Source organism: Pseudomonas sp. AN-1 (genome assembly GCF_034057115.1).
In the GTDB taxonomy this organism is placed as follows: Bacteria; Pseudomonadota; Gammaproteobacteria; order Pseudomonadales; family Pseudomonadaceae; genus Geopseudomonas.
Genome location: NZ_CP139195.1, coordinates 1,878,555 through 1,902,336, shown reverse-complemented (window position 1 = coordinate 1,902,336; position 23,782 = coordinate 1,878,555). Strand labels below are relative to the sequence as shown.

Sequence of the window (23,782 nt, the reverse complement as noted above, 5' to 3'; positions counted from 1 at the left end):
CCACATAAAATTGACTGACGTCAGTCTTTTGGCTTTACTGCGTGCAATTTTCCGGTGCCAGCACCGGCGGGGTGCTTCGTTTTCGTCCCCGTGGCCTCTTTCTGCCTCCCCAGCCGAGCAATCATGTGGCGTGAATCCCGAATCCTGCTGATCGACGACCTCCCCCAACGCCGCCATGATCTGGCGGTGATCTTCGACTTCCTCTGCGAGCCCTGCAGCGCTTGCACCAGCAGCGACTGGGCCGTCCAGCTCGAAGCGCAGCCGGATGTGCGTCTGTCCTGCGTGCTGCTCGGTCAGATCGACAGCAAGGGCGGCGCTCCGCGCCTGCTCAAGCAGCTCGGCGCCCGGGTGGATAACCTGCCGCTGCTGCTGTTCGGCGAGCAGAGCTGCGCCGACTGGCCGGAGGAGATGCGCCGCCGCGTGCTGGCGCGTCTCGACATGCCGCCGAGCTACAACCAGCTGCTCGACGCCCTGCACCGCGCCCAGGTCTACCAGCAGGCCTTCGACGCCGCCCGCGAGCGCGGTCAGCAGCGCGAGTCCAACCTGTTCCGCAGCCTGGTCGGCACCAGCCGGGCGATCCAGCAGGTACGCCAGCAGATGCAGCAGGTCGCCGGCACCGAGGTCGGCGTGCTGCTGCTCGGCGAGCCCGGCAGCGGCAAGGAAGTGGTGGCGCGCAACCTGCACTACCATTCCAGCCGTCGCGAGTTTCCCTTCGTGCCGATCAGCTGCACGGCCATCGATCCGGAGCTGCTGGAAAGCGAGCTGTTCGGCTGCGAGGCCGGCGCGCTGCCCGGCGCCATCGGCAGCCGCCAGGGTCGCCTGGAACTGGCCGCCGGCGGCACCCTGTACATCGACGAGATCGCCGACCTGCCGGCCGAGCTGCAGGTGCGCCTGCTGCGCGTGCTGCAGGAGGGCAGCTTCAAGCGCACGGGCAGCGACCTGGCGCGGCCGGTCGACGTGCGGGTGATCGCCGCCACCCGGCACGACCTCGAGCAGCGGGTGGCCGAGGGGCGGCTGCGCGACGATCTCTACTACCGGCTCAACCAGTTCTCCATCGAGCTGCCGCCGCTGCGCGAGCGGGTCGAGGACATCCCGCTGCTGATCAACGAACTGATCGCGCGCATGGAGCACGAGAAGCGCGGCTCGATCCGCTTCAGCTCGGCGGCGCTGATGTCGCTGTGCCGCCACGACTGGCGCGGCAACGTGCGCGAGCTGGCCAACCTGGTCGAGCGCCTGGCGATCATGCATCCCTACGGGGTGATCGGCGTCGCCGAGCTGCCGAAGAAGTTCCGCCACCTCGACGGCGAGGAAGGTCAGGCCGAGGAGGGCCCGCAGCGCGAGCCGGGCGGCGCCCTGCCGGGCATCGACGCCCCGGCGCTGCTGCCGATCGGTGGCCTGGACCTCAAGGACTATCTCAACAGCCTGGAGCGCTCGCTGATCCAGCAGGCGCTGGACGATGCTGGCGGGGTGGTGGCGCGCGCCGCCGAGCGCCTGCGCGTGCGCCGCACCACCCTGGTGGAGAAGATGCGCAAGTACGGCATGGGCCGGCGCGACGACGAGGAAGGGGGCGAGCTGTGAGCCCGCACATCGCGTCGCTGCGCGCGCAGCCGAGCGCCGTCGCGCCGGTACAGGTGATCGCGGTCGCCAGCGGCAAGGGCGGCGTCGGCAAGACCCAGGCGGCGATCAATCTGGCCTGGGCGCTGGCCGCCCGCGGCCGGCGGGTGCTGCTGCTCGACGCCAGCTTCGCCCTGCCCAACGTCGATGCGGCCCTGGCCCTGAACCCGCCGCGCACCCTCGCCGACGTGCTGGCCGGGCGCTGCCGCCTGGCCGATGCGCTGGTCGGCGGACCGGGCGGCATCCAGCTGATCGCCGGCTCGCCGGGCGAACCCCGCGAGCCGGACGCCCTGCAGCTGGGCGGGTTGATCCGCGCCTTCAGCGAGCTGCCGCGCGCGCCGGACGTGCTGCTGGTCGACTGTGCGCCGGGCATCGGCCGCGGCGTGACCACCCTGCTGCATGCCGCCAGCGAGGCGCTGCTGGTGGTCAACGATGAGCCGGCCGCCCGTGCCGATGTCCTGGCGCTGATCACCCGGCTGAACCGCGAGCACGGCATGAACCGTTTCCGCCTGCTGGCCAGCATGACCTTCGCCGCCCAGGAAGGGCCGGCCCTGCACCAGCAGCTGCTGCGTCTTACCGAGCCGCTGGGCGGGGTGTCGCTCGACTATGTCGGCGCCATTCCCTTCGACGACTCGCTGCGCCGGGCGGTGCAGCGCCAGCGTCCGCTGCTCGAGGTGTTCCCGCGCAGCCGTGCCGCCCAGGCCTACACGGCGCTGGCGGAAAAGATCGACGGCTGGCCGTTGCCGGCCAATCCGCGCGGCCATCTGGAGTTCTTCGTCGAGCGGCTGGTCGCGGCGCAGGGGCAGGGGCGTCAGCCCCGGCCTTGAAGTCGGGGCTGCGACAGCCGGTCGCATCTCCTCCTTAAGCCGGTCATAAGCTGTCGAAAATACGATCCACGGCCCTTCGGGGGCATATGTATAATGCCGCCCGACCTGGCCGGGACTAGTCCCGGCCGACGTTTTCGATCGCTCTGCCGACGGGTAGCCATGCAGTGACCAGTCCCTTCCTCGAAGCCGTTGCGCTCGCCTGCGAGCGGGACCTGCGCATGCTGTTCGAGCGGCTCGACTTCGCCCTGCATCCCGGCGAGATGCTGCAGATTTCCGGCCCCAACGGCAGCGGCAAGACCAGCCTGCTGCGCCTGCTGGCCGGGCTGATGCAGCCGACCGAGGGCGAGATCCGCCTGGCCGGCAAGCCGCTGAGCGAACAGCGCGGTGAGCTGACCCGCAACCTGCTGTGGATCGGCCATGCCGCCGGCATCAAGGGCCTGCTCAGCCCCGAGGAGAACCTCGCCTGGCTGTGCGCCCTGCACACCATGGAAACCCGCGACGCCATCTGGCAGGCGCTGCACGCGGTCGGCCTGCGCGGCTTCGAGGACGTGCCCTGCCATACCCTGTCCGCCGGCCAGCAGCGCCGCGTCGCCCTGGCCCGCCTGTACCTCGATCCGCCGCCGCTGTGGGTCCTCGACGAGCCCTTCACCGCCCTCGACAAGCACGCCGTGGCCCAGCTCGAGGAGCATCTGGCCCGCCACTGCGAGCAGGGCGGCATGGTGGTGCTGACCACCCACCACAGCCTGACCCGCAAGCCGGCCGGCTACCGCGAGCTGGACCTCGCCCGCGCAGGAAGCGTCGCCGATGAGTAACGTGTTCACCCAGCTGTTCACCCGCGAGGCGCGCCTGTTGTGCCGCCGTCCGGCCGAGCTGCTCAATCCGCTGGTGTTCTTCGGCATCGTGGTGGCGCTGTTCCCGCTGGCCGTCGGCCCGGAGAGCAAGCTGCTGGAAACCCTGTCGCCCGGCCTGGTGTGGGTCGCCGCGCTGCTCGCCGTGCTGCTGTCGCTGGACGGCCTGTTCCGCAGCGACTTCGAGGACGGCTCGCTGGAACAGTGGGTCCTTTCGCCGCACCCGCTGCCCCTTCTGGTGCTGGCCAAGGTGCTGGCACACTGGCTGTTTTCCGGCCTGGCGCTGGTCCTGCTGGCGCCGCTGCTGGCGCTGATGCTCGGCCTGCCGGCGCGCTGCCTGCCGGTGCTGCTGCTCTCCCTGCTGCTCGGCACGCCGATCCTCAGCCTGCTCGGCGCGGTCGGCGCGGCGCTGACCGTGGGGCTCAAGCGCGGCGGCCTGCTGCTGGCGCTGCTGATCCTGCCGCTGTACATCCCGGTGCTGATCCTCGGCAGCGGCGCCCTGCAGTCGGCCCTGCAGGGCCTGCCGTCGGCCGGCCACCTGCTGTGGCTGGCCAGCCTCACCGCCCTGGCGGTGACCCTGACCCCCTTCGCCATCGCCGCCGGCCTGAACATCAGTGTCGGCGAATAAGAAGTGAGCATCCTTCGATGAACTGGACGTGGTTTCACAAGCTTGGCTCGCCCAAATGGTTCTACGAGATCAGCGGCCGCTGGCTGCCCTGGCTGAGCGTGGCCGCGGCGCTGCTGCTCGCCGTCGGCACCGTGTGGGGGCTGGCCTTCGCGCCGCCGGACTACCAGCAGGGCAACAGCTTCCGGATCATCTACATCCACGTGCCGGCGGCGATCCTCGCCCAGTCCTGCTACATCATGCTGGCGGTGGCCGGGGTGGTCGGCCTGGTGTGGAAGATGAAGCTGGCCGACGTTGCCCTGCAGTGCGCCGCGCCGCTCGGCGCCTGGATGACCTTCATCGCCCTGGTCACCGGCGCGGTGTGGGGCAAGCCGACCTGGGGCGCCTGGTGGGTGTGGGACGCGCGCCTGACCTCGATGCTGATCCTGCTGTTCCTCTACTTCGGGGTGATCGCCCTCGGCCAGTCGATCAGCAACCGCGACAGTGCGGCCAAGGCCTGCGCCGTGCTGGCCATCGTCGGCGTGATCAACATCCCGATCATCAAGTACTCGGTGGAGTGGTGGAACACCCTGCACCAGCCGGCGACCTTCAAGATCACCGAGAAGCCGGCGATGCCGCCGGAGATGTGGGTGCCGCTGCTGATCATGGTCATCGGCTTCTACTGCTTCTTCGCCGTCAGCCTGCTGCTGCGCATGCGCCTCGAGGTGCTCAAGCGCGAGTCGCGGGCCAGTTGGGTCAAAGCCGAAGTGGAGCGCAGCCTGTGAGTTTCGAGTCCTTCGCCGATTTCCTCGCCATGGGCAAGCATGGCCTGTACGTGTGGACTTCCTATGGCATCAGCCTGGCGGTCCTGGCCCTCAACGTCGCGCTGCCGATCCTGGCGCGCCGCCGTTACCTGCAAGACGAGGCGCGCCGTCTGCGCCGGGAGAGCAAGCAATGAATCCTGTCCGCAAGAAGCGCCTGTTCATCATCCTCGGCATCCTCGCCGGCGTCGGCGTGGCCGTCGGCCTGGCGCTCAGCGCCCTGCAGCAGAACATCAACCTGTTCTACACGCCGACGCAGATCGCCGCCGGCGAGGCGCCGCAGGACACCCGCATCCGCGCCGGCGGCATGGTCAAGGAGGGCTCGGTGAGCCGCTCGGCCGACTCGCTGGACGTGCAGTTCGTGGTCACCGACTATGCCAAGGACGTGACCATCCAGTACCGCGGCATCCTTCCCGACCTGTTCCGCGAGGGGCAGGGCATAGTCGCCCTCGGCCGCCTCAACGCGAGCGGCGTGCTGGTCGCCGACGAGGTGCTGGCCAAGCACGACGAAAACTACATGCCGCCCGAGGTGACCAAGGCGCTCAAGGACAGCGGCAAGCTGCCGGCCGGCATGCCGCCGGCGGCCATGGGTAGCGCGGAGGGCAAGCAATGATTCCCGAGCTCGGCCATCTGGCCATGATCCTCGCCCTGTGCCTGGCCGCGGTGCAGGCGACCCTGCCGATGATCGGCGCCTGGCGCGGCGATGCGCAGTGGATGAGCCTGGCCCGCCCGGCGGCCTGGGGCCAGTTCGCCTTCCTGCTGTTCTCCTTCCTGTGCCTGACTCAGGCGTTCCTGGTCGACGACTTCTCGGTGGCCTACGTGGCCAGCAACTCCAACAGCGCGCTGCCCTGGTTCTACAAGTTCAGCGCGGTGTGGGGCGCCCACGAGGGCTCGCTGCTGCTGTGGGCGCTGATCCTCGCCAGCTGGACCTTCGCCGTGTCGGTGTTCTCCCGCCAGCTGCCGGAGGTGATGCTGGCCCGCGTGCTCGGCGTGATGGGGATGATCAGCGTCGGCTTCCTGCTGTTCCTGATCGTCACCTCCAACCCCTTCGCGCGCCTGCTGCCCAACGCGCCGCGCGACGGCGGCGACCTCAACCCGCTGCTGCAGGACTTCGGCCTGATCGTCCACCCGCCGATGCTGTACATGGGCTACGTCGGATTCTCTGTGGTGTTCGCCTTCGCCATCGCCGCCCTGCTCGGCGGCCGCCTCGACGCCGCCTGGGCGCGCTGGTCGCGGCCGTGGACCATAGTCGCCTGGGCCTTCCTCAGCATCGGCATCGTGCTCGGCTCCTGGTGGGCCTACTACGAGCTGGGCTGGGGCGGCTGGTGGTTCTGGGACCCGGTGGAGAATGCCTCGTTCATGCCCTGGCTGGTCGGCACCGCGCTGCTGCACTCGCTGGCGGTGACCGAGAAGCGCGGCGTGTTCAAGAGCTGGACGGTGCTGCTGGCCATCGCCGCCTTCTCGCTGAGCCTGCTCGGTACCTTCCTGGTGCGCTCCGGCGTGCTGACCTCGGTGCACGCCTTCGCCGCCGATCCCGAGCGCGGCACCTTCATCCTGATCTTCCTGCTGTTCGTGGTCGGCAGCTCGCTGACCCTGTTCGCCCTGCGCGCGCCGGTGGTCAAGAGCGTCATCGGCTTCGGCCTGTGGTCGCGCGAGACCCTGCTGCTGGCCAACAACCTGATCCTGGTGGTGACCTGCGCCATGATCCTGCTCGGCACCCTCTATCCGCTGGTGCTCGACGCCCTGTCCGGCGCCAAGCTGTCGGTCGGCCCGCCGTACTTCAACGCGCTGTTCCTGCCGCTGATGGCCATCCTCATGGTCGCCCTGGGCGTCGGCGTGCTGGTGCGCTGGAAGGACACCCCGCTGGGCTGGCTGGGCGGCATGCTGCTGCCGGTACTGGTCGCCAGCGGCGTGCTGGGCGTCGCTGCCGCCTTCCTGCTCGGCGACTTCCACTGGGCGGTGCTGGCCGCCTGCCTGCTGGCCGCCTGGGTGGTGCTCGCCGGGCTGCGCGACCTGCTCGACAAGACCCGCCACAAGGGGCTGGTCAAGGGCATCGCCGGCCTGTCGCGCAGCTACTGGGGCATGCAGCTGGCGCACTTCGGCATCGCGGTGACCGCCCTCGGCATCGTGCTGTCCAGCCAGTACAACGTCGAGCGTGACCTGCGCATGGCGCCCGGCGAGTCGGTGGAAGTCGGTGGCTACCGCTTCGCCTTCGACGGTACCCGTCACCACGAAGGCCCCAATTTCACCTCCGATCGCGGCACCGTGCGCGTGCTGGAGGATGGCGAGGAGATCGCCGTGCTGCATCCGGAGAAGCGTATCTACCAGGTGCGCGGCATGCCGATGACCGAGGCCGGCATCGATCCGGGCTTCACCCGCGACCTCTACGTCGCCCTCGGCGAGCCGCTGGAGAACGGCGCCTGGGCCGTGCGCCTGCACGTCAAGCCGTTCGTGCGCTGGATCTGGCTGGGCGGCCTGCTGATGGCCTGCGGCGGCCTGCTCGCCGCGCTCGACCGTCGCTACCGGGTCAAGGTGACCACCAGGGCCCGCGAGGCGCTGGGCATGACTGGAGTGCAAGCATGAAACGGGCAATCCTGCTGCTGCCGCTGCTCGGTTTCCTGGTGCTGGCCGGTTTCCTCTACAAGGGCCTGTTCCTCGATCCGCGCGACATCGGCACGACCATGATCGGCAAGCCGCTGCCCGGCTTCGCCCTGCCGTCGCTGGAAGACCCGACGCGCACCGTCAGCTCCGGCGACCTCAAGGGGCCGGCGCTGGTCAACGTCTGGGCGACCTGGTGCCCGACCTGCCGCGCCGAGCACGCGATGCTCAACCAGTTGGCCGGGCAGGGCGTGGTGGTCTACGGCGTCAACTACAAGGACAACGGCGAGGCGGCGCGCAAGTGGCTCAACGATCTGGGCAACCCCTACCGCCTCAACGTCGAGGACCCGCAGGGCAGCCTGGGCATCAACCTCGGGGTCTACGGCGCGCCGGAAACCTTCCTGATCGACAAGGACGGCATCATCCGTCACAAGTACGTCGGCGCCATCGACGAGCGCGTCTGGCGCGAACAGCTGGCTCCGCTGTACCAGCAACTGGTGGACGCGCGCTGATGAAACGACTGCTCTCCGCAGCCCTGCTGGGCCTGACCCTGTCGCTGGGCGCCCAGGCGGCCATCGACACCTACGAGTTCAAGGACGAGGCGGCGCGCGAGCGCTACCGCACCCTCACCGAGGAGCTGCGCTGCCCGAAGTGCCAGAACCAGAACATCGCCGACTCCGACGCGCCGATCGCCATGGACCTGCGCCGCGAGATCCACCGCATGCTCGGCGAAGGCAAGAGCAACCAGGAGATCGTCGACTTCCTGGTGGCCCGCTACGGCGACTTCGTGCGCTACAACCCGCCGGTCGATGCGCGTACCTGGCTGCTCTGGTACGGCCCGTGGCTGCTGCTCGGCGGCGGTCTCGGCGTGCTGGCGCTGATCGTCCTGCGTCGCCGCCGTCCCGCGGCATTCGGCCAGGGCGCCGACCTCTCCGCCGAGGAGCGCACGCGCCTCGACCAACTGCTGAAGAACGCTTCCGACAAGAGCAAGGCTGACCAATGACCGCTTTCTGGCTTGCTGCCGCGGTGCTGCTGCTGGCAGCGCTCGCCTTCCTGCTGATTCCGCTGCTGCGCGGCCGCCGCGCCCAGGCCGAGGAAGACCGCACCGCCCTCAACGTCGCCCTGTATCAGGAGCGCATCGCCGAGCTGGACGCCCAGCATGCCGCCGGCAGCCTGGATGCCGCCCAGCTGGAGGCCGGGCGCAGCGAGGCCGCCCGCGAGCTGCTGGACGACGCCGAGCAGGCCGAGGCGGCGCGTCGCCCGCTGGGCCGCTGGCTGCCGCTGACGCTGGCCGTGCTGGTGCCGGTCGCCGGCCTCGCCCTGTACCTGCACTGGGGCGCCAGCGATGCGCTGAAGCTGCGCGAACAGCTGGCCGTGGCGCCGAAGAACATGGACGAGGTGATCGCGCGCCTCGAGGAAACCGTGCGCCTGCAGCCGGACCAGGCCGAGGCCTGGTACTTCCTCGGTCGCAGCTACATGGCCCAGCAGCGTCCCGGGGACGCCGCCCCGGCCTTCGCCCGCGCCGCCGAACTGGCCGGCCGCCAGCCGGAGCTGCTCGGCCAGTGGGCGCAGGCGCTGTACTTCGCCGAGGGGCAGAAGTTCACCGAGCAGGTGCGCAGCCTCGGCGAGGAGGCGCTCAGGCTCGATCCGCAGGAGGTCACCACCCTCGGCCTGCTCGGCATCGCCGCCTTCGAGGAGCAGCGCTATGGCGACGCCATGGGCTACTGGCAGCGTCTGGTGGCGGTGCTGGAGCCGAACGATCCGTCGCGCCAGGCCATCGAGGGCGGCATCGAGCGTGCCCGCGAGCAACTGGTCGCCCGCGGCGAGAAGGTGCCCGAGGCACCGGTCGCGCCGGCCGCGGTGGAACTCAAGGTCCGGGTCAGCCTGGCCCCGGAACTGGCCGGCAAGGTGCAGCCGGACGATACGCTGTTCGTCTTCGCCCGTGCCGCCTCCGGTCCGCCGATGCCGCTGGCCGCCAAGCGCCTGAAGGTCTCCGACCTGCCGGTGGAAGTCAGCCTCTCCGATGCCGATGCGATGATGCCGCAGCTCAAGCTGTCCAACTTCGCCGAGATCCAGCTGGTGGCGCGCATCTCCCGTGCCGGCAGCCCGATGCAGGGCGAGTGGATCGGCCAGAGCGGCGTGCTGAAGACTGCCGAGGCGGGCGAGCAGGCGCTGGTGATCGACAAGGCGGAGCAGCCCTGACCGCCACGGCCGCTCCCCTCGGTGGAGCGGCCAGGCTCCCTGCGGCCGTCCTGGCCGGCTCGCGGCACTGCAACCAGTGGTCGGACCCGTTGTCTGAAGGATGACCCGGCTGCGACTGTCGCGCCGGGCGTCGACCAATGTCCGAGCAGGCCCGCGCCTGCCGTGGAGGCTAGCAAATGAGGCGTTGTGCCGTGGGGATCCTGATGGCCCTGATCCTGCCGCTGACGGCCTGCACCGTCGTCGAGGGGGATTACGGCTACGACGACTATCCCCGCTATGGCGACTATCCCCGCCATGGCGGCTACTACCCGCCGCCCCGCCATGGCCACTGGCGCTGGGACGACGACCTGCGCGTCTATGTGAGCACGGGCTATCCGCGCACCTACTACCATGACCACACCTACTACCGCTGGAACGACAACCACTGGTCGTCGGGACGGCAGTTCAACGGCCCGTGGCGGGTGATCGAGCATCGCCATGTCCCGCCGCGGCTGGGGCAGCGCTACCATTCGCAGCCGCGCTACGACAATCGCCACTACGACAACCGCCGCCACGACTACCGTGGTGACGGCCAGTGGGAGCGCCGCGACCAGGGCCGCTACTACGGCCCCGGCACGCCGCAGCGCGAATGGCGCAACCCGAGCGAGGGCGAGCAGCGCCTGCGCGCATGGCAACAGGAGCAGGAGCGGGAGCGGGACTGGCGCCGCCAGCGCGAACTGCAACAGCAGCAGCGTCAGTGGCAGCAGCAGCGTCTGGACGTCCGCCAGGAGCGCCAGTGGCCGCAGCAGCGCATCGAGACGCGCCCGCAGCGGCAGTGGCAGTCGCAGCGCCCCGAGCGCCAGCAGGAGCACCAGTGGCAGCAGCGTCCGCAGCGTCAGTGGCAGCAACGCGAACCGCATCGCCAGCAGCAGGTAGGCGAGCAGCGCCATGAGCGGCGCATGGCTTCGCCGTCCTCCTCGTCGCCGGATGACGCGGGTGGTCAGCGCATGGGGCCGGCGCGTCAGCGCGACGGCGGCCGTCAGTGGCAGGAGCGGGGCGAGAGTCGCGGTGAACGCTGAGGCGCTCCGGCGGTGGAACGGGCGCGGCGGCCTGCGGGCCCCGCGCCCTTCTTGTGCGGGCGGCGCCGGGGCTCAGTCCGCACGAGGGAACAGCGGGTGACCGCAGCGGCAGCAGAAGCTGGCACCAGCCTCGTGGCTGGGCTTGCCGCAGGTCGGGCATGGCCGCTGCAGGCCGCCCTCGCCGCTGCGCATGGCGCTGGCCAGCTCGGCGGTGAAGATGCCGGTCGGCACGGCGATGATCGAATAGCCGGTGATCATGATCAGGCTGGCCAGGCCCTGGCCCAGCGGTGTCTTCGGCGTGATGTCGCCGAAACCGACGGTGGTCAGGGTCACCACCGCCCAGTAGATGCTGGTGGGGATGCTGCTGAAGCCGTGGGCCGGCCCCTCGATCACGTACATCAGGGTGCCGAACACGATGACCAGGGTGCTGACGGTGAGCAGGAACACGATGATCTTCTGTCGGCTGCCCCGCAGCGCCACCAGCAGGAAATTCGCCTGGCTGAGGTAGGGCGTCAGCTTGAGCACGCGGAACACCCGCAGCATGCGCAGCACGCGGACGATGATCAGGAACTGGGCGTCGGCGAAGACGAGGGCGAGGATGCCGGGCAGCACGGCGAGCAGGTCGATCAGCCCGTAGAAGCTGAAGGCGTAGCGCAGCGGCCGGGGCGAGCAGTACAGGCGAGCCAGGTACTCGACGGCGAACAGGGCGGTGAAGCTCCATTCCAGCATGCCGAGCAGGGCGCCGTGCTCGCGGCCGACCGACTCCACGCTGTCCAGCATCACCACCACCAGGCTGGCGAGGATGGCCAGCAGCAGGAACTCGTCGAAACGCCTCCCGGCCGGGGTGTCGACCTGGAAGATGATCACGTACAGGCGGTGGCGCCAGCCGGACGGCGGGGGAAGGGACATGGGCTGCTCCTTGGTCTGTCGCCAGATTAGCAGCGTCCCCGGCGCCCTGTCCGCGTGCCGTGGCGCACACATCCGCGCGAGGTCGGCGGCGCTCCGTCCGCGCCCCTCCTGAGCCGCCCGGCCCCTGTGCTAGACTGCCGCGCCGCGCAACCCCGGTCAGACGCCCGCCCATGATTCCGCCGTCCGCCCCTCTTCGTCGCCCGTCTGGCCGCCGTGCCCGGAGCCTCCCGCCATGCGCCTGAAGTGCATCCGCCTGGCCGGCTTCAAGTCCTTCGTCGACCCGACCACGGTCAGCTTCCCCAGCAACATGGCCGCGGTGGTCGGTCCCAACGGCTGCGGCAAGTCCAACATCATCGACGCCGTGCGCTGGGTGATGGGCGAGAGCTCGGCGAAGAACCTGCGCGGCGAGTCGATGACCGACGTCATCTTCAACGGCTCCAACACCCGCAAGCCGGTGGGGCAGGCGTCCATCGAGCTGGTGTTCGACAACGGCGACGGCAGCCTGGGCGGCGAGTACGCGAGTTGGAGCGAGATATCCATCCGCCGCCGGGTGACCCGCGAAGGGCAGAACACCTATTTCCTCAACGGCACCAAGTGCCGTCGGCGCGACATCACCGACATCTTCCTCGGCACCGGCCTGGGGCCGCGCAGCTACTCGATCATCGAGCAGGGGATGATCTCCAAGCTGATCGAGGCGCGCCCGGAGGATCTGCGCAACTTCATCGAGGAAGCGGCGGGCATCTCCAAGTACAAGGAGCGCCGCCGCGAGACCGAGAGTCGCATCCGCCGCACCCAGGAGAATCTCGAGCGCCTGGCCGACCTGCGCCAGGAGCTGGAGCGCCAGCTCGAGCGCCTGCAGCGCCAGGCCCAGTCCGCCGAGAAGTACCAGCAGTACAAGGCCGAGGAGCGCCAGCTCAAGGCCGAGCTGGCCGCCCTGCGCTGGCTGGCGCTGGACGAGCAGGCGCGGGCGCGGCAGAGCGTGATCGGCGACCAGGAAGTGGCCATGGAGGCGCTGGTCGCCGAGCAGCGCAACGCCGACGCCAGCATCGAGCGCCTGCGCGACGGTCACCACGAGCTGGCGGAAACCTTCAACCAGGTGCAGGCGCGCTTCTACTCGGTGGGCGGCGACATCGCGCGCATCGAGCAGAGCATCCAGCACGGCCAGCAGCGCCTGCGCCAGCTGCAGGACGACCTGCGCGAGGCCGAGCGTGCCCGCGCGGAAACCGAGGCGCACCTGGGCAACGACCGCGACCTGCTGGCCAGCCTGGCCGAGGAACTGGCGATGCTCGAACCCGAGCAGGAGCTGGCCCGGGCCGCCGCCGAGGAGGGCGCTTGCGCGCTGGAGGAGGCGGAGGCCGCCATGCACGCCTGGCAGGAGCAGTGGGACGCCTTCAACCAGCGCAGCGCCGAGCCGCGCCGCCAGGCCGAGGTGCAGCAGGCGCGCATCCAGCAGCTGGAGCAGAGCCTGGAGCGCTTGGTCGAGCGCCAGCGCCGTCTCGAGGACGAGCGCCGCCAGCTGGCCGGCGATCCCGCCGATGCGCGCATGGAGGAGCTGGCCGAGCAGCTGGCGGCCGGCGAGCTGGAGCTGGAGGAGCTGCAGGCCGGCGACGAACAACTGGCCGAGCGCCTGCAGCAGCTGCGCGACGAGCTGCAGCAGGCCGGGCGCGAGCAGCAGCAGGCGCAGGGTGAGCTGCAGCGCCTCAACGGCCGCCTCGCCTCGCTGGAGGCGTTGCAGCAGGCCGCGCTGGACCCGGGCGCGGGCGCCGCCGCCTGGCTGCGCGAGCAGAACCTGCAGGGTCGGCCGCGCCTGGCCGAGGGCCTGCGCGTCGAGTCCGGCTGGGAGCTGGCGGTGGAGACCGTGCTCGGCGCCGACCTGCAGGCGGTGCTGCTCGACGACTTCGCCGGCCTGGCGCTGGACGAATTCGAGCAGGGCGAACTGCGCCTGGCCTGCGCCGCGGCCGGCGGAGCGCTGCCCGGCAGCCTGCTGGACAAGGTGCAGGCACCGCTCGACCTTTCCCCCTGGCTGGGCCGGGTGCGCCCGGTCGAGTCGCTGGGGGCCGCGCTGGCGGCCCGCGACGGGCTGGCCGAGGGCGACAGCCTGATCAGCCGCGACGGCTACTGGGTCGGCCGGCACTTCCTGCGGGTGCGCCGTGGCGGCGAGACGGACGGCGGCCTGCTGGCCCGCGGCCAGGAGCTGGAGCGCCTGGCCGGCGAGCGCGCGGAGCGCGAGGCCGCTCTGGCCCTGCTGGAGGAGCGCCTGCTCGAGCTGCGCGAGCGGCAGCAGACGCAGGAGCAGGTCCGCGAGCAGCAGCGCCGGCGCATCCAGGACGAAGGCCGCCGCCAGGGCGAGCTGCGCGCCCAGCTGTCGGCGCTGCAGGCGCGCCACGAGCAACTGGCCCTGCGCCGCCGGCGGCTGGAAGAGGAACTGGCCGAGCTGGCCGAGCAGCGCGCCCTGGAAGTGGAGCAGCTCGGCGAGTCGCGCCTGTACCTGCAGGACGCCCTGGACGCCATGGCCAGCGACACCGAGCAGCGCGAACAGCTGCTGTCCGCCCGCGATGCCCTGCGCGAGGGGCTCGACCGCATGCGTCAGGAGGCGCGCCGGCACAAGGACCATGCCCACCAGTTGGCGGTGCGGTTCGGCGCGCTGCGTGCCCAGCACGACTCCACCCGCCAGGCCCTGGAGCGTCTCGAGCTGCAGGCGGCGCGCCTGTTCGAGCGCTGCGAGCAGCTCGCTCTCAACCTGGAGGAGGGCGACGAGCCGCTGCAGGAATTGCGCATGCAGCTGGAGGGGTTGCTCGAGCGGCGCATGGCGGTGGACGAGGAAATGCGCCTGGCGCGCCTGGCCCTCGACGACGCCGACCGCGAGCTGCGGGAGGCCGAGAAGCGTCGCGGCAGCGCCGAGCAGCAGGCCCAGCTGCTGCGCAGCCAGCTCGAGCAGCAGCGCCTCGACTGGCAGACCCTCAGCGTGCGCCGCAAGGCGCTGGAGGACCAGCTGGCCGAAGACCGGCACGAGCTGTCGACCCTGCTGGCCGAACTGCCCGAGGCCGCCGCCGAGCGCGAGTGGGAGAGTCGGCTGCAGCAACTGGCCGCGCGTATCCAGCGCCTGGGGCCGATCAACCTGGCTGCCATCGAGGAATACCAGCAGCAGTCCGAGCGCAAGCGCTATCTGGATGCGCAGAACGACGACCTGGTCGAGGCGCTGGACACCCTGGAAAACGTCATCCGCAAGATCGACAAGGAAACCCGCAACCGCTTCAAGGAAACCTTCGAGCAGATCAACGCTGGCCTGCAGGCGCTGTTCCCCAAGGTGTTCGGCGGCGGTCAGGCCTATCTGGAACTTACCGGCGAGGATCTGCTCGATACAGGGGTGGCGATCATGGCGCGCCCGCCGGGCAAGAAGAACAGCACCATCCATCTGCTGTCCGGCGGCGAGAAGGCGCTGACTGCACTGGCCCTGGTATTCGCGATCTTCCAGCTCAATCCGGCGCCGTTCTGCATGCTCGACGAGGTGGATGCGCCGCTGGACGACGCCAACGTTGGCCGTTATGCGCGGCTCGTCAAGGAAATGTCGGAAAAGGTGCAGTTCATCTATATCACCCATAACAAGATCGCCATGGAAATGGCGGATCAATTGATGGGCGTGACCATGCACGAGCCGGGTTGTTCGCGTCTGGTGGCGGTAAATGTCGAGGAGGCCGTCGCATTGGCTGAAGCCTGACAGGAGCAACGGTGTATAGTTTGTGTCGACATGTTAATTTATGGGCTATTACAAGCCGCTCCGGTATATAAACGGTTCCAACCGACTGGAATGGCTGCAAGGCAATTGATTTACCCGGATTCTGATTAGGGGATTGTGTCTTTCATGGACATCGGTTTGCGCGAATGGCTGATCGTCATCGGCATCATTGTGATCGGCGGTATCCTGTTCGATGGCTGGCGCCGCATGCGCGGCAGCAAGGGACGGCTGAAGCTCAAGCTCGACCGCAGCGTCGCCAGCCTGCCGGATGACGACGAGGATGATCCGAGCCTGCTCGGCCCCTCTCGCGTGGTCAACAAGCACCAGGAGCCTTCGCTCGACGAGGAGGAGATCCCCGCCCCGCGCGCGCAGCGCCGCGAGGAGCCTTCGGCCGGCGACCTGGAGCTCGACCTCGACGAGTCGGGCCTCGCCACCGAGCCGGCGGGCTTGCGGGGCGAGGAGCGCGAGGCGCCGCGCGGCCGGGACAAGAGCCGCGACAAGGCTGCCGAGAAGACCGGCGAGAAGATCGTGGAAAAGCCGCTGGAGAAGAGCGGCAAGGCGGCCGACAAGGCCCCGGCGGCCAAGGCCGAGCCGCGCGAGCTGCCGCCGTTCGACGAGGTGCTGGTAATCAACGTGGTCGCCCGCGACCCCAACGGCTTCAAGGGCGCGGCGCTGGTGCAGAGCATCCTCGAGAGCGGCCTGCGCTTCGGCGACATGGACATCTTCCATCGCCACGAGAGCATGACCGGCAACGGCGAGGTGCTGTTCTCCATGGCCAACGGCGTCAAGCCGGGCACCTTCGACCTCGAGGACCTCGACCACTTCAGCACCCGTGCGGTCAGCTTCTTCCTCGGCCTGCCCGGTCCGCGCCATCCCAAGCAGGCCTTCGACCTGATGGTCGCCGCCGCCCGCAAGCTGTCCCACGAGCTCGACGGCGAGCTGAAGGACGAGCAGCGCAGCGTGATGACCGCGCAGACCATCGAGCACTACCGCCAGCGCATCGTCGAGTTCGAGCGCCGGGCGCTGATGAAGCGTTGATCTTCGTGTCTTGAGAAGCAGCCCTGCGTTCCGCGCAGGGCTGCTTTTTTCGTTTTATGGAACCCTGCCATGACCACTACCGCCGCCCAGCGCATCGCCGAACTGCGCGCCGAGCTCAACGAGCACAATCACCGCTACTACGTGCTCGACCAGCCGAGCATCCCGGATGCCGAATATGATCGCCTGTTCCACGAACTCAGGGCGCTGGAAGTCGAGCATCCCGAACTGGTGACGGCGGACTCGCCGACCCAGCGCGTCGGCGGGCAGGCGCTGGCCGAGTTCGGCCAGGTGCGTCACGAGATTCCCATGCTCAGCCTGGGCAACGCCTTCGCCGAGGACGACCTGCGCGACTTCGACCGCCGGGTGCGCGAGGGCCTCGGCGAGCTGCTGCCGGCCGGCGCCCTGTCCGGCGACCTTGCAGGCGACCTGTTCGGCGGCGGCGCCGAGGTGGAGTACGCCTGCGAGCCCAAGCTCGACGGCCTGGCGGTCAGCCTGCGCTACGAGGACGGCGTGCTGGTGCGCGGCGCCACCCGCGGCGACGGCAGCACCGGCGAGGACATCACCGTCAACGTGCGCACCGTGCGCAACATCCCGCTGCGCCTGCACGGTGCGGGCTGGCCGCGGGTGCTGGAGGTGCGCGGCGAGGTGTACATGTCGCGTGCCGGTTTCGAGGCGCTCAACGCGCGTGCCATCGAGAGCGGCGGCAAGACCTTCGCCAACCCGCGCAACGCCGCCGCCGGCAGCCTGCGCCAGCTCGACCCGAAGATCACCGCCAGCCGCCCGCTGGAGTTCTGCGCCTATGGCGTCGGCCAGGTGGAAGGCGAGCTGGCCGGCACCCAGGTCGGCGTCCTCGAGTCGCTCAGGGGCTGGGGGGTGCCGATCAGCCGCGAGCTCAGACTGGCGCGCGGCGTCGAGGCGGCGCTGGCCTACTACCGGGCCATCGGCGACAGGCGCGACGCGCTGGCCTACGAGATCGACGGCGTGGTGTTCAAGGTCAACCGCATCGACTGGCAGCGCGAGCTGGGTTTCCGTGCCCGCGAGCCGCGCTGGGCCATCGCCCACAAGTTCCCCGCCCGCGAGGAGCTGACCGAGCTGCTCGACGTCGAGTTCCAGGTCGGCCGCACCGGCGCGGTGACTCCGGTGGCGCGCCTCAAGCCGGTGCAGGTGGCCGGCGTCACGGTGTCCAACGCCACCCTGCACAACATGGACGAGGTGGCGCGCCTGGGGCTGATGATCGGCGACACCGTGATCATCCGCCGCGCCGGCGACGTGATCCCGCAGGTGGTGCAGGTGGTCGCCGAGCGTCGCCCGGTCGACGCGCGGCCGGTGAGCATTCCCGAGCATTGCCCGGTGTGCGGCTCGCACGTCGAGCGCACCCGGCTGATCAGGCGCGGCAAGGGCAAGGCGCAGGTCAGCGAGGGCTCGATCTACCGCTGCGTCGGCCGCCTGAGCTGCCAGGCGCAGCTCAAGCAGGCGATCATCCACTTCGTCTCGCGCCGCGCCATGGACATCGACGGCCTTGGCGACCGGATCGTCGAGCAACTGGTCGACGTCGGCCTGGTGAAGTCGCCGGCCGACCTCTACACCCTGACCTTCGACCAGGTGGTGGTGCTGGATGGCTTCGCCGAACTGTCGACCCGCAACCTGCTGGCCGCCATCGAGGCCAGCCGGCGACCGCCGCTGGCGCGCTTCATCTTCGCCCTCGGCATTCCCGACGTCGGCGAGGAAACCGCCAAGCTGCTGGCGCGCGCCCTGGGTTCGCTGGCACGCATCCAGGTGGCGCTGCCCGAGGTGCTGACCTGGCTGCCGGACGTCGGCCTGGAAGTGGCCCACGAGATCCACAGCTTCTTCGAGGATGAGCACAACCGCACGGTCATCGCCCGCCTGCTCGAGTGCGGCGTGGAGCTTGAGGAGGAGGGCGAGCTGCACGCCGAGTTCGCGGCCTGCGCGACCCTCCCCGAGCTGATCGACCGGCTGAACATCCCGGGCATCGCCGCCACCGGGGCGAAGAACCTCGCCGCTGCTGCGGGCGACAGCCTCGAAGGGGTGATCGCCCTCAGTCAGGACTGGCTGAGCCTCAAGGCCGCCAAGGGCCTCACCGAGAAGGCCCGCGAGGGCCTGCGCGCGTTTTTCGCCGAGCCGGCCAGCGTCGAGCGGGCCCGTGCCATCGAGGCGCAGCTGCGCGCGTTCGGCATGCACTGGCAGAGCGCGAAGGCCGTGGTGGCCGGCCTGCCGCTGGCCGGGCAGACCTGGGTGCTCACCGGCACCCTCGAGGCCATGAGCCGTGACGAGGGCAAGGCGCGGCTCGAGGGGCTCGGCGCCAAGGTCGCCGGCTCGGTGTCGGCCAAGACCCACTGCGTGGTCGCCGGTCCCGGCGCCGGCTCCAAGCTGGCCAAGGCCAACGAGCTGGGCGTGAAGGTGCTCGACGAAGAGGCTTTCCTCGCGCGGCTGGCCGAGCTCGGCGGTTGATCACACTCGATCGTGCCCATGCTCCGCGTGGGCACGTGCGTTCAGCCGCTCCTGCGGCTGGACGCGGAGCGTCCATGGCTCGGACTCCCACGCGGATCGCTCGTCGTTATACACAAGTTCAGTCACCATCTTAGGTTTTCCGAGGGAGTACAGGGATGTCATCCGCGAGCTGGGCTGAGGAAGAGATGCGCACGGCAAACCTGGGCGATGAGCGATTGAATGCGCGTGTCGCCAAACTGCTGGAGCAGTTGGGTGCACATCCACGCAACAGCATTCCTACCGCTTGCCGGAGCTGGGCAGAGACGATGGCGGCCTACCGTTTCTTCGATAACGAGAAGGCCACTTTCGAAACAGTTTTGGCCCCCCATCGGGATGCCACCTTGCAGCGCATGGAGTGCTGCCCCGTGGTGCTGTTAGCCCAGGACACGACCGAGCTAGACAAGTGGGTGAATCTGGGCCCCAAGGGAGTGGGCACCATCAAGGAGAGGCAGAAGCATCCCCGCCGACTCCATCCGACCGTGGCATTCACACCGGAGCGGGTTTGTCTGGGCGTGGTGGCGGCCGAGTGGTGGCAGCGTGATGAGCCAAGCCCACGCAAGGAGCGGCGCGGAAAAGGAGTGGACGAGAAGGAAAGTCGACGCTGGATCGACAGCTACCAGAGCAGTTGTGCGCTACAGGGGCAGCTCCCGCAAAGCCAGGTCGTCAATCTCGCCGACGCCGAAGGTGATCTGTACGAGTGGTTCGTCGAGTATGAAGACGTCGCTGCGACGACACGGGCGCAATGGATTGTGCGCGCAGCACAGGATCGCCGCGTGCTGGGCGGTGCTGCCGACAAGCTGTGGGCCTCTGTGGCGGCGACGCCAAGCCTGGGGCAAGTCGAGGTTGAGGTACGGGCGCGCCCGAAACGTCCCGCCCGCCTGGCGCAGGTCACTCTGCGCTCTGCCAGTCTCACGCTGCAACCACCGCCCCGCGTCGGGCATCGCTTGCCTGAGGTCATGATCAATGCCGTCCTGGCATGCGAGGAGCACCCGCCGGAGGGCGTTGAGCCGTTGGAGTGGTTGCTGCTGACAAGCCTGCCGGTGGGAAGCCTGGCCCAAGCCGTTACAGTCGTCGAATGGTATGCCGTGCGTTGGTGTATCGAGGTTTACTTCCACGTTCTGAAGAATGGTTGCCAGATCAATCGATTGCAGCTGGAGACCGAGGAACGACTACTGCCTTGCATCGGGCTTTACCTGGTCGTGACATGGCGGGTGCTGTACAGCCTGATGTTGGGGCGAAGCTGTCCAGATCTGAACTGCGAGCTGGTGTTCGAGGCTCGGGAGTGGCGGGCCGCCTACATGGTGGCCAAGCGTTGCATGCCGCCACAGACGCCCCCCTCGCTGGGTGAAGTCGTGCTGCTGATAGCCAGCTTGGGCGGCTATTTGGGGCGCAAGCACGATGGGCCGCCCGGCCCCAAGGCAATGTGGACCGGGCTGCAACGGTTGCGGGATTTTGTTATCGCTTTTGAAGCTCGCGATGCGCTCACCGAGACTTGTGTATAACGATGAGCGCGGAGCGTGGGAGCCATCAGGTCCTGTGCTTTGTCGCGGCGCTGCTGCCAGCGCGCGCCGACTGACGTATACTTTTGCGCTTTTCTCCAGTTCCGCCCGCGAGTGACGCCAGCCATGGAAATCAATCCGATCCTCAACGCCATCAAGGACCTGACCAGCCGCACCCAGTCTATTCGGGGGTATCTTTGACTACGATCAGAAGCATGACCGTCTGACCGAAGTCAACCGCGAGCTGGAAGACCCGAACGTCTGGAACAATCCGGAGTACGCCCAGAATCTCGGCCGTGAGCGCGCCATGCTGGCGCAGATCGTCGAGACCCTCGACGAGCTGACCGGCGGCCTGGCCGACTGCAGCGACCTGCTGGAGATGGCCGTCGAGGAGAACGACGAGGGCGCCGTGGCCGACGTCGAGGCCGAAGTGGCCCGCCTGCGCGAGATCCTCGAGAAGCTCGAGTTCCGCCGCATGTTCAGCGGCGAGATGGACGCCAGCAACTGCTACCTGGACATCCAGGCCGGCTCCGGCGGCACCGAGGCCCAGGACTGGGCCAACATCCTGCTGCGCATGTACCTGCGCTGGGCCGACAAGCACGGCTTCGACGCCGAGATCGTCGAACTGTCCGAGGGCGAGGTCGCCGGCATCAAGAGCGCCACCGTGCACGTGCGCGGCGAGTACGCCTTCGGCTGGCTGCGCACCGAGATCGGCGTGCACCGCCTGGTGCGCAAGAGCCCGTTCGACTCCGGCAACCGCCGCCACACCTCGTTCTCCGCGGTGTTCGCCTCGCCGGAGATCGACGACAACATCGAGATCGACATCAATCCGGCCGATCTGCGCACCGATACCTACCGCTCCTCCGGTGCCGGTGGCCAGCACGTCAACACCACCGACTCGGCGGTGCGGATCACCCACATCCCGACCAATACCGTGGTCAGCTGCCAGAACCAGCGCTCCCAGCACGCCAACCGCGACACCGCGATGAAGATGCTGCGCGCCAAGCTGTACGAGCTGGAGATGCAGAAGCGCCGCGAGGCCTCCCAGGCGCTGGAGGAAACCAAGTCGGACATCGGCTGGGGCCACCAGATCCGCTCCTATGTGCTCGACCAGTCGCGGATCAAGGATCTGCGCACCGGCGTCGAGCGCAGCGACTGCGACAAGGTGCTCGACGGCGATCTGGACGAGTATCTGGAAGCCAGCCTCAAGCAGGGCCTGTAATGCACGGCGCCCCCGCCGATCGCGGGGGCGTTCGATCCACCGCGCAAATCCCGGATGTGGCGCGAGCCACGCCAAATTTGGAAAGACGACGACCATGAGCGAACAACCGCTGAACGAGCACGCCATCCACGAGGAAGAGAACAAGCTGATCGCCCAGCGCAAGGAAAAGCTTGCCGCCGTGCGCGAGAGCCAGGCGATTGCCTTCCCCAACGACTTCCGCCGCGACAGCCAGGCCGGCGACCTGCAGAAGCAGTACGCCGAGGCCGGCAAGGAAGAGCTGGAAGGCAAGCAGATCAAGGTCAGCGTGGCCGGTCGCATCATGCTCAACCGCGGCGCGTTCATGGTCCTGCAGGACACCAGCGGGCGCATCCAGCTGTACGTCAACCGCAAGACCCTGGCGGCCGAGACCCTGGAAGCCATCAAGCACTGGGACCTGGGTGACATCGTCGGCGTCAGCGGCGTGCTGGCGCGCTCCGGCAAGGGCGACCTCTACGTCGACATGCAGGAAGCCCGCCTGCTGACCAAGTCGCTGCGTCCGCTGCCGGACAAGTTCCACGGCCTGACCGACACCGAGACCCGCTACCGCCAGCGCTACGTCGACCTGATCGTCAACGAGGAGGTGCGCGAGACCTTCCGCGTGCGCTCCCAGGTGATCGCCCACATCCGCCGCTTCCTCAACGACCGCGGTTTCCTCGAAGTGGAAACCCCGATGCTGCAGACCATCCCCGGCGGCGCCGCGGCCAAGCCGTTCGAGACCCACCACAACGCGCTGGACATGCCGATGTTCCTGCGCATCGCGCCGGAGCTGTACCTCAAGCGCCTGGTGGTCGGCGGCTTCGAGAAGGTCTTCGAGATCAACCGCAACTTCCGCAACGAAGGCGTGTCGACCCGGCACAATCCCGAGTTCACCATGCTCGAGTTCTACCACGCCTACGCCGACTACGAAGACAACATGGACCTCACCGAGGAACTGTTCCGCGAGCTGGCGCAGGCGGTGCTCGGCACCACCGACGTACCCTACGGCGACAAGGTGTTCCACTTCGGCGAGCCGTTCGCACGCCTGTCGGTGTTCGACTCGATCCTCAAGTACAACCCGGAAATCAGCGCCGCCGACCTGCAGGACATCGACACCGCCCGCGCCATCGCCAAGAAGGCCGGCGCCAAGGTGCTCGGCTTCGAGGGCCTGGGCAAGCTGCAGGTGATGATTTTCGAGGAGCTGGTCGAGCACAAGCTGGAGCAGCCGACCTTCATCACCAAGTACCCGTTCGAGGTGTCGCCGCTGGCCCGCCGCAACGACGAGGACCCGAGCGTCACCGACCGCTTCGAGCTGTTCATCGGCGGCCGCGAGATCGCCAACGCCTACTCCGAGCTGAACGACGCCGAGGATCAGGCCGAGCGCTTCCACGCCCAGGTGCGCGACAAGGACGCCGGCGACGACGAGGCCATGCACTTCGACGCCGATTTCGTGCGCGCCCTCGAGTACGGCATGCCGCCGACCGCCGGCGAAGGCATCGGCATCGACCGTCTGGTCATGCTGCTGACCGATTCGCCGTCGATCCGTGACGTGATCCTGTTCCCGCACATGCGTGCCGAGCAATAAGATGCTGGCGTGAGCGCACGTTGAATCAGGCGCCGCCTGCCGTGGTCGAACCCGGCAGTGCGGCGCCCGCGTGCGTCGTCACCACCTGCCCTGGCCGGGTCGCTGGCAGCAGGAACTTCAGTCGAAACAAGGAGTGCTCGATGAACGCAATGCGTGTGCTTGTTGTGCTGTCCTTCCTGCTGCTCGGCGGCTGCCTTGCCACCTTCAAGGAGCCGATCCCGGTCGGCGAAACGGCGCCGAAACACCTGCTCGGCACCTGGGCCGGCATGGACGAGTGGGGCGAGGAGCGTTTCCTCGAGATCACCCGCAAGGCCGATGGCGGCTACCACGCCGAGGCCTGGCGCGAGCGCCTGGACAACCGCGCCAAGGCGCGCGGCTACGACTTCACCGTCGCCCGGCATGGTCGCCGCTGGTACCTGTCGGTAGCGGCTCCGGAGCGCCTGGGCGGCAACTTCGCCTTCGGCGGCTTCGAGCTGACCGACGATGACGAACTGGTGCTCTACAGCCTGGACATCGAGCAGCTGCAGGACGCCCTGGCGCGCGGCGAGCTCGAGGGCCAGACGGTCGATACCGCGGAGGGCGATGGCGTGCTGATCGCCAGCGCGCTGCCCAGGGTCTACCGTTTCCTCGACGATCCGGCCAACAGCGACGTGTTCAGCGAGGTCGCCCGCTTCGCGCGGGTCACCGAGTAACGGGGC

20 protein-coding genes are annotated in these 23,782 nt (G+C 68.9%); 19 read left to right on the top strand and 1 reads right to left on the bottom strand.

Annotated features, from left to right (window positions below; translation table 11 throughout):
* Nucleotides 1-123 precede the first annotated feature (123 nt).
* The 12 genes from SK095_RS08715 (at nucleotide 124) to SK095_RS08660 (ending at nucleotide 10,572) form a co-directional block, all read left to right on the top strand.
* Nucleotides 124-1,578, top strand: coding sequence for a sigma-54 dependent transcriptional regulator (locus SK095_RS08715; RefSeq protein WP_320548593.1), 1,455 nt, complete (start codon nucleotides 124-126; stop codon nucleotides 1,576-1,578).
* Nucleotides 1,575-2,441 carry a P-loop NTPase gene (locus tag SK095_RS08710; RefSeq protein WP_236574771.1) on the top strand — a complete coding sequence of 289 codons (867 nt, stop codon included), beginning with the start codon at nucleotides 1,575-1,577 and terminating at the stop codon, nucleotides 2,439-2,441. Before SK095_RS08715 ends, SK095_RS08710 begins: the two co-directional genes overlap by 4 nt.
* Before the next feature lie 218 nt (nucleotides 2,442-2,659).
* Entirely contained in the window at nucleotides 2,660-3,253 is a 594-nt protein-coding gene (gene ccmA / locus SK095_RS08705) for a cytochrome c biogenesis heme-transporting ATPase CcmA (protein WP_372239852.1), read from the top strand.
* Nucleotides 3,246-3,917, top strand: a complete 672-nt coding sequence (ccmB, locus tag SK095_RS08700; protein ID WP_320548592.1) for a heme exporter protein CcmB — start codon at nucleotides 3,246-3,248, stop codon at nucleotides 3,915-3,917. Before ccmA ends, ccmB begins: the two co-directional genes overlap by 8 nt.
* A gap of 17 nt (nucleotides 3,918-3,934) precedes the next feature.
* The gene (locus SK095_RS08695; protein ID WP_201487212.1) at nucleotides 3,935-4,678 is read left to right on the top strand and encodes a heme ABC transporter permease; all 744 of its coding nucleotides are present in this window, start codon (nucleotides 3,935-3,937) and stop codon (nucleotides 4,676-4,678) included.
* Nucleotides 4,675-4,851: a heme exporter protein CcmD gene (gene ccmD / locus SK095_RS08690; RefSeq protein ID WP_090347346.1), complete on the top strand. Its 177-nt coding sequence runs from the start codon at nucleotides 4,675-4,677 to the stop codon at nucleotides 4,849-4,851. The genes SK095_RS08695 and ccmD overlap by 4 nt, the downstream gene beginning before the upstream one ends.
* Complete coding sequence (ccmE, locus tag SK095_RS08685; protein ID WP_136487975.1) at nucleotides 4,848-5,327, top strand: cytochrome c maturation protein CcmE; 480 nt, start codon at nucleotides 4,848-4,850, stop codon at nucleotides 5,325-5,327. Before ccmD ends, ccmE begins: the two co-directional genes overlap by 4 nt.
* A complete protein-coding gene (locus tag SK095_RS08680) occupies nucleotides 5,324-7,297 on the top strand; it encodes a heme lyase CcmF/NrfE family subunit (protein WP_320548591.1) in 1,974 nt (657 codons plus the stop codon). The genes ccmE and SK095_RS08680 overlap by 4 nt, the downstream gene beginning before the upstream one ends.
* Nucleotides 7,294-7,824, top strand: a complete 531-nt coding sequence (locus SK095_RS08675; RefSeq protein WP_320548590.1) for a DsbE family thiol:disulfide interchange protein — start codon at nucleotides 7,294-7,296, stop codon at nucleotides 7,822-7,824. Before SK095_RS08680 ends, SK095_RS08675 begins: the two co-directional genes overlap by 4 nt.
* Nucleotides 7,824-8,315, top strand: coding sequence for a cytochrome c-type biogenesis protein (locus tag SK095_RS08670; protein WP_320548589.1), 492 nt, complete (start codon nucleotides 7,824-7,826; stop codon nucleotides 8,313-8,315). The genes SK095_RS08675 and SK095_RS08670 overlap by 1 nt, the downstream gene beginning before the upstream one ends.
* Entirely contained in the window at nucleotides 8,312-9,514 is a 1,203-nt protein-coding gene (gene ccmI / locus SK095_RS08665; protein WP_320548588.1) for a c-type cytochrome biogenesis protein CcmI, read from the top strand. Before SK095_RS08670 ends, ccmI begins: the two co-directional genes overlap by 4 nt.
* A 176-nt stretch (nucleotides 9,515-9,690) precedes the next feature.
* A complete protein-coding gene (locus tag SK095_RS08660; protein ID WP_320548587.1) occupies nucleotides 9,691-10,572 on the top strand; it encodes a hypothetical protein in 882 nt (293 codons plus the stop codon).
* A gap of 72 nt (nucleotides 10,573-10,644) precedes the next feature.
* On the opposite strand, the gene SK095_RS08655 is transcribed toward SK095_RS08660, so the two are convergent.
* On the bottom strand, nucleotides 10,645-11,481 hold the full coding sequence (locus tag SK095_RS08655) for an ion transporter (RefSeq protein WP_320548586.1): 837 nt from the start codon (nucleotides 11,479-11,481) through the stop codon (nucleotides 10,645-10,647).
* 232 nt (nucleotides 11,482-11,713) lie between these two features.
* Here SK095_RS08655 and smc point away from each other — a divergent pair, with 232 nt between their 5' ends.
* From smc to SK095_RS08620, 7 genes are all read left to right on the top strand, one after another.
* The gene (smc, locus tag SK095_RS08650; RefSeq protein ID WP_320548585.1) at nucleotides 11,714-15,199 is read left to right on the top strand and encodes a chromosome segregation protein SMC; all 3,486 of its coding nucleotides are present in this window, start codon (nucleotides 11,714-11,716) and stop codon (nucleotides 15,197-15,199) included.
* Nucleotides 15,200-15,343: 144 nt separating this feature from the next.
* Nucleotides 15,344-16,255: a cell division protein ZipA gene (gene zipA / locus SK095_RS08645; RefSeq protein WP_320548584.1), complete on the top strand. Its 912-nt coding sequence runs from the start codon at nucleotides 15,344-15,346 to the stop codon at nucleotides 16,253-16,255.
* Nucleotides 16,256-16,324: 69 nt separating this feature from the next.
* A complete protein-coding gene (ligA, locus tag SK095_RS08640) occupies nucleotides 16,325-18,724 on the top strand; it encodes an NAD-dependent DNA ligase LigA (protein ID WP_320548583.1) in 2,400 nt (799 codons plus the stop codon).
* 155 nt (nucleotides 18,725-18,879) lie between these two features.
* Complete coding sequence (locus SK095_RS08635) at nucleotides 18,880-20,265, top strand: IS4 family transposase (protein WP_320548582.1); 1,386 nt, start codon at nucleotides 18,880-18,882, stop codon at nucleotides 20,263-20,265.
* Nucleotides 20,266-20,388: 123 nt separating this feature from the next.
* Nucleotides 20,389-21,484 (top strand): peptide chain release factor 2 gene (prfB, locus tag SK095_RS08630; RefSeq protein ID WP_136487985.1). Its coding sequence is split into 2 segments (ribosomal slippage): nucleotides 20,389-20,460 and nucleotides 20,462-21,484, totalling 1,095 coding nucleotides; the frame shifts between segments, so codons are not numbered across the junction.
* Between the two features lie 94 nt (nucleotides 21,485-21,578).
* Nucleotides 21,579-23,084, top strand: a complete 1,506-nt coding sequence (gene lysS / locus SK095_RS08625; RefSeq protein WP_201485974.1) for a lysine--tRNA ligase — start codon at nucleotides 21,579-21,581, stop codon at nucleotides 23,082-23,084.
* A 140-nt stretch (nucleotides 23,085-23,224) separates the two neighbouring features.
* Nucleotides 23,225-23,776 carry a hypothetical protein gene (locus SK095_RS08620; protein WP_201485975.1) on the top strand — a complete coding sequence of 184 codons (552 nt, stop codon included), beginning with the start codon at nucleotides 23,225-23,227 and terminating at the stop codon, nucleotides 23,774-23,776.
* Nucleotides 23,777-23,782: the final 6 nt, after the last annotated feature.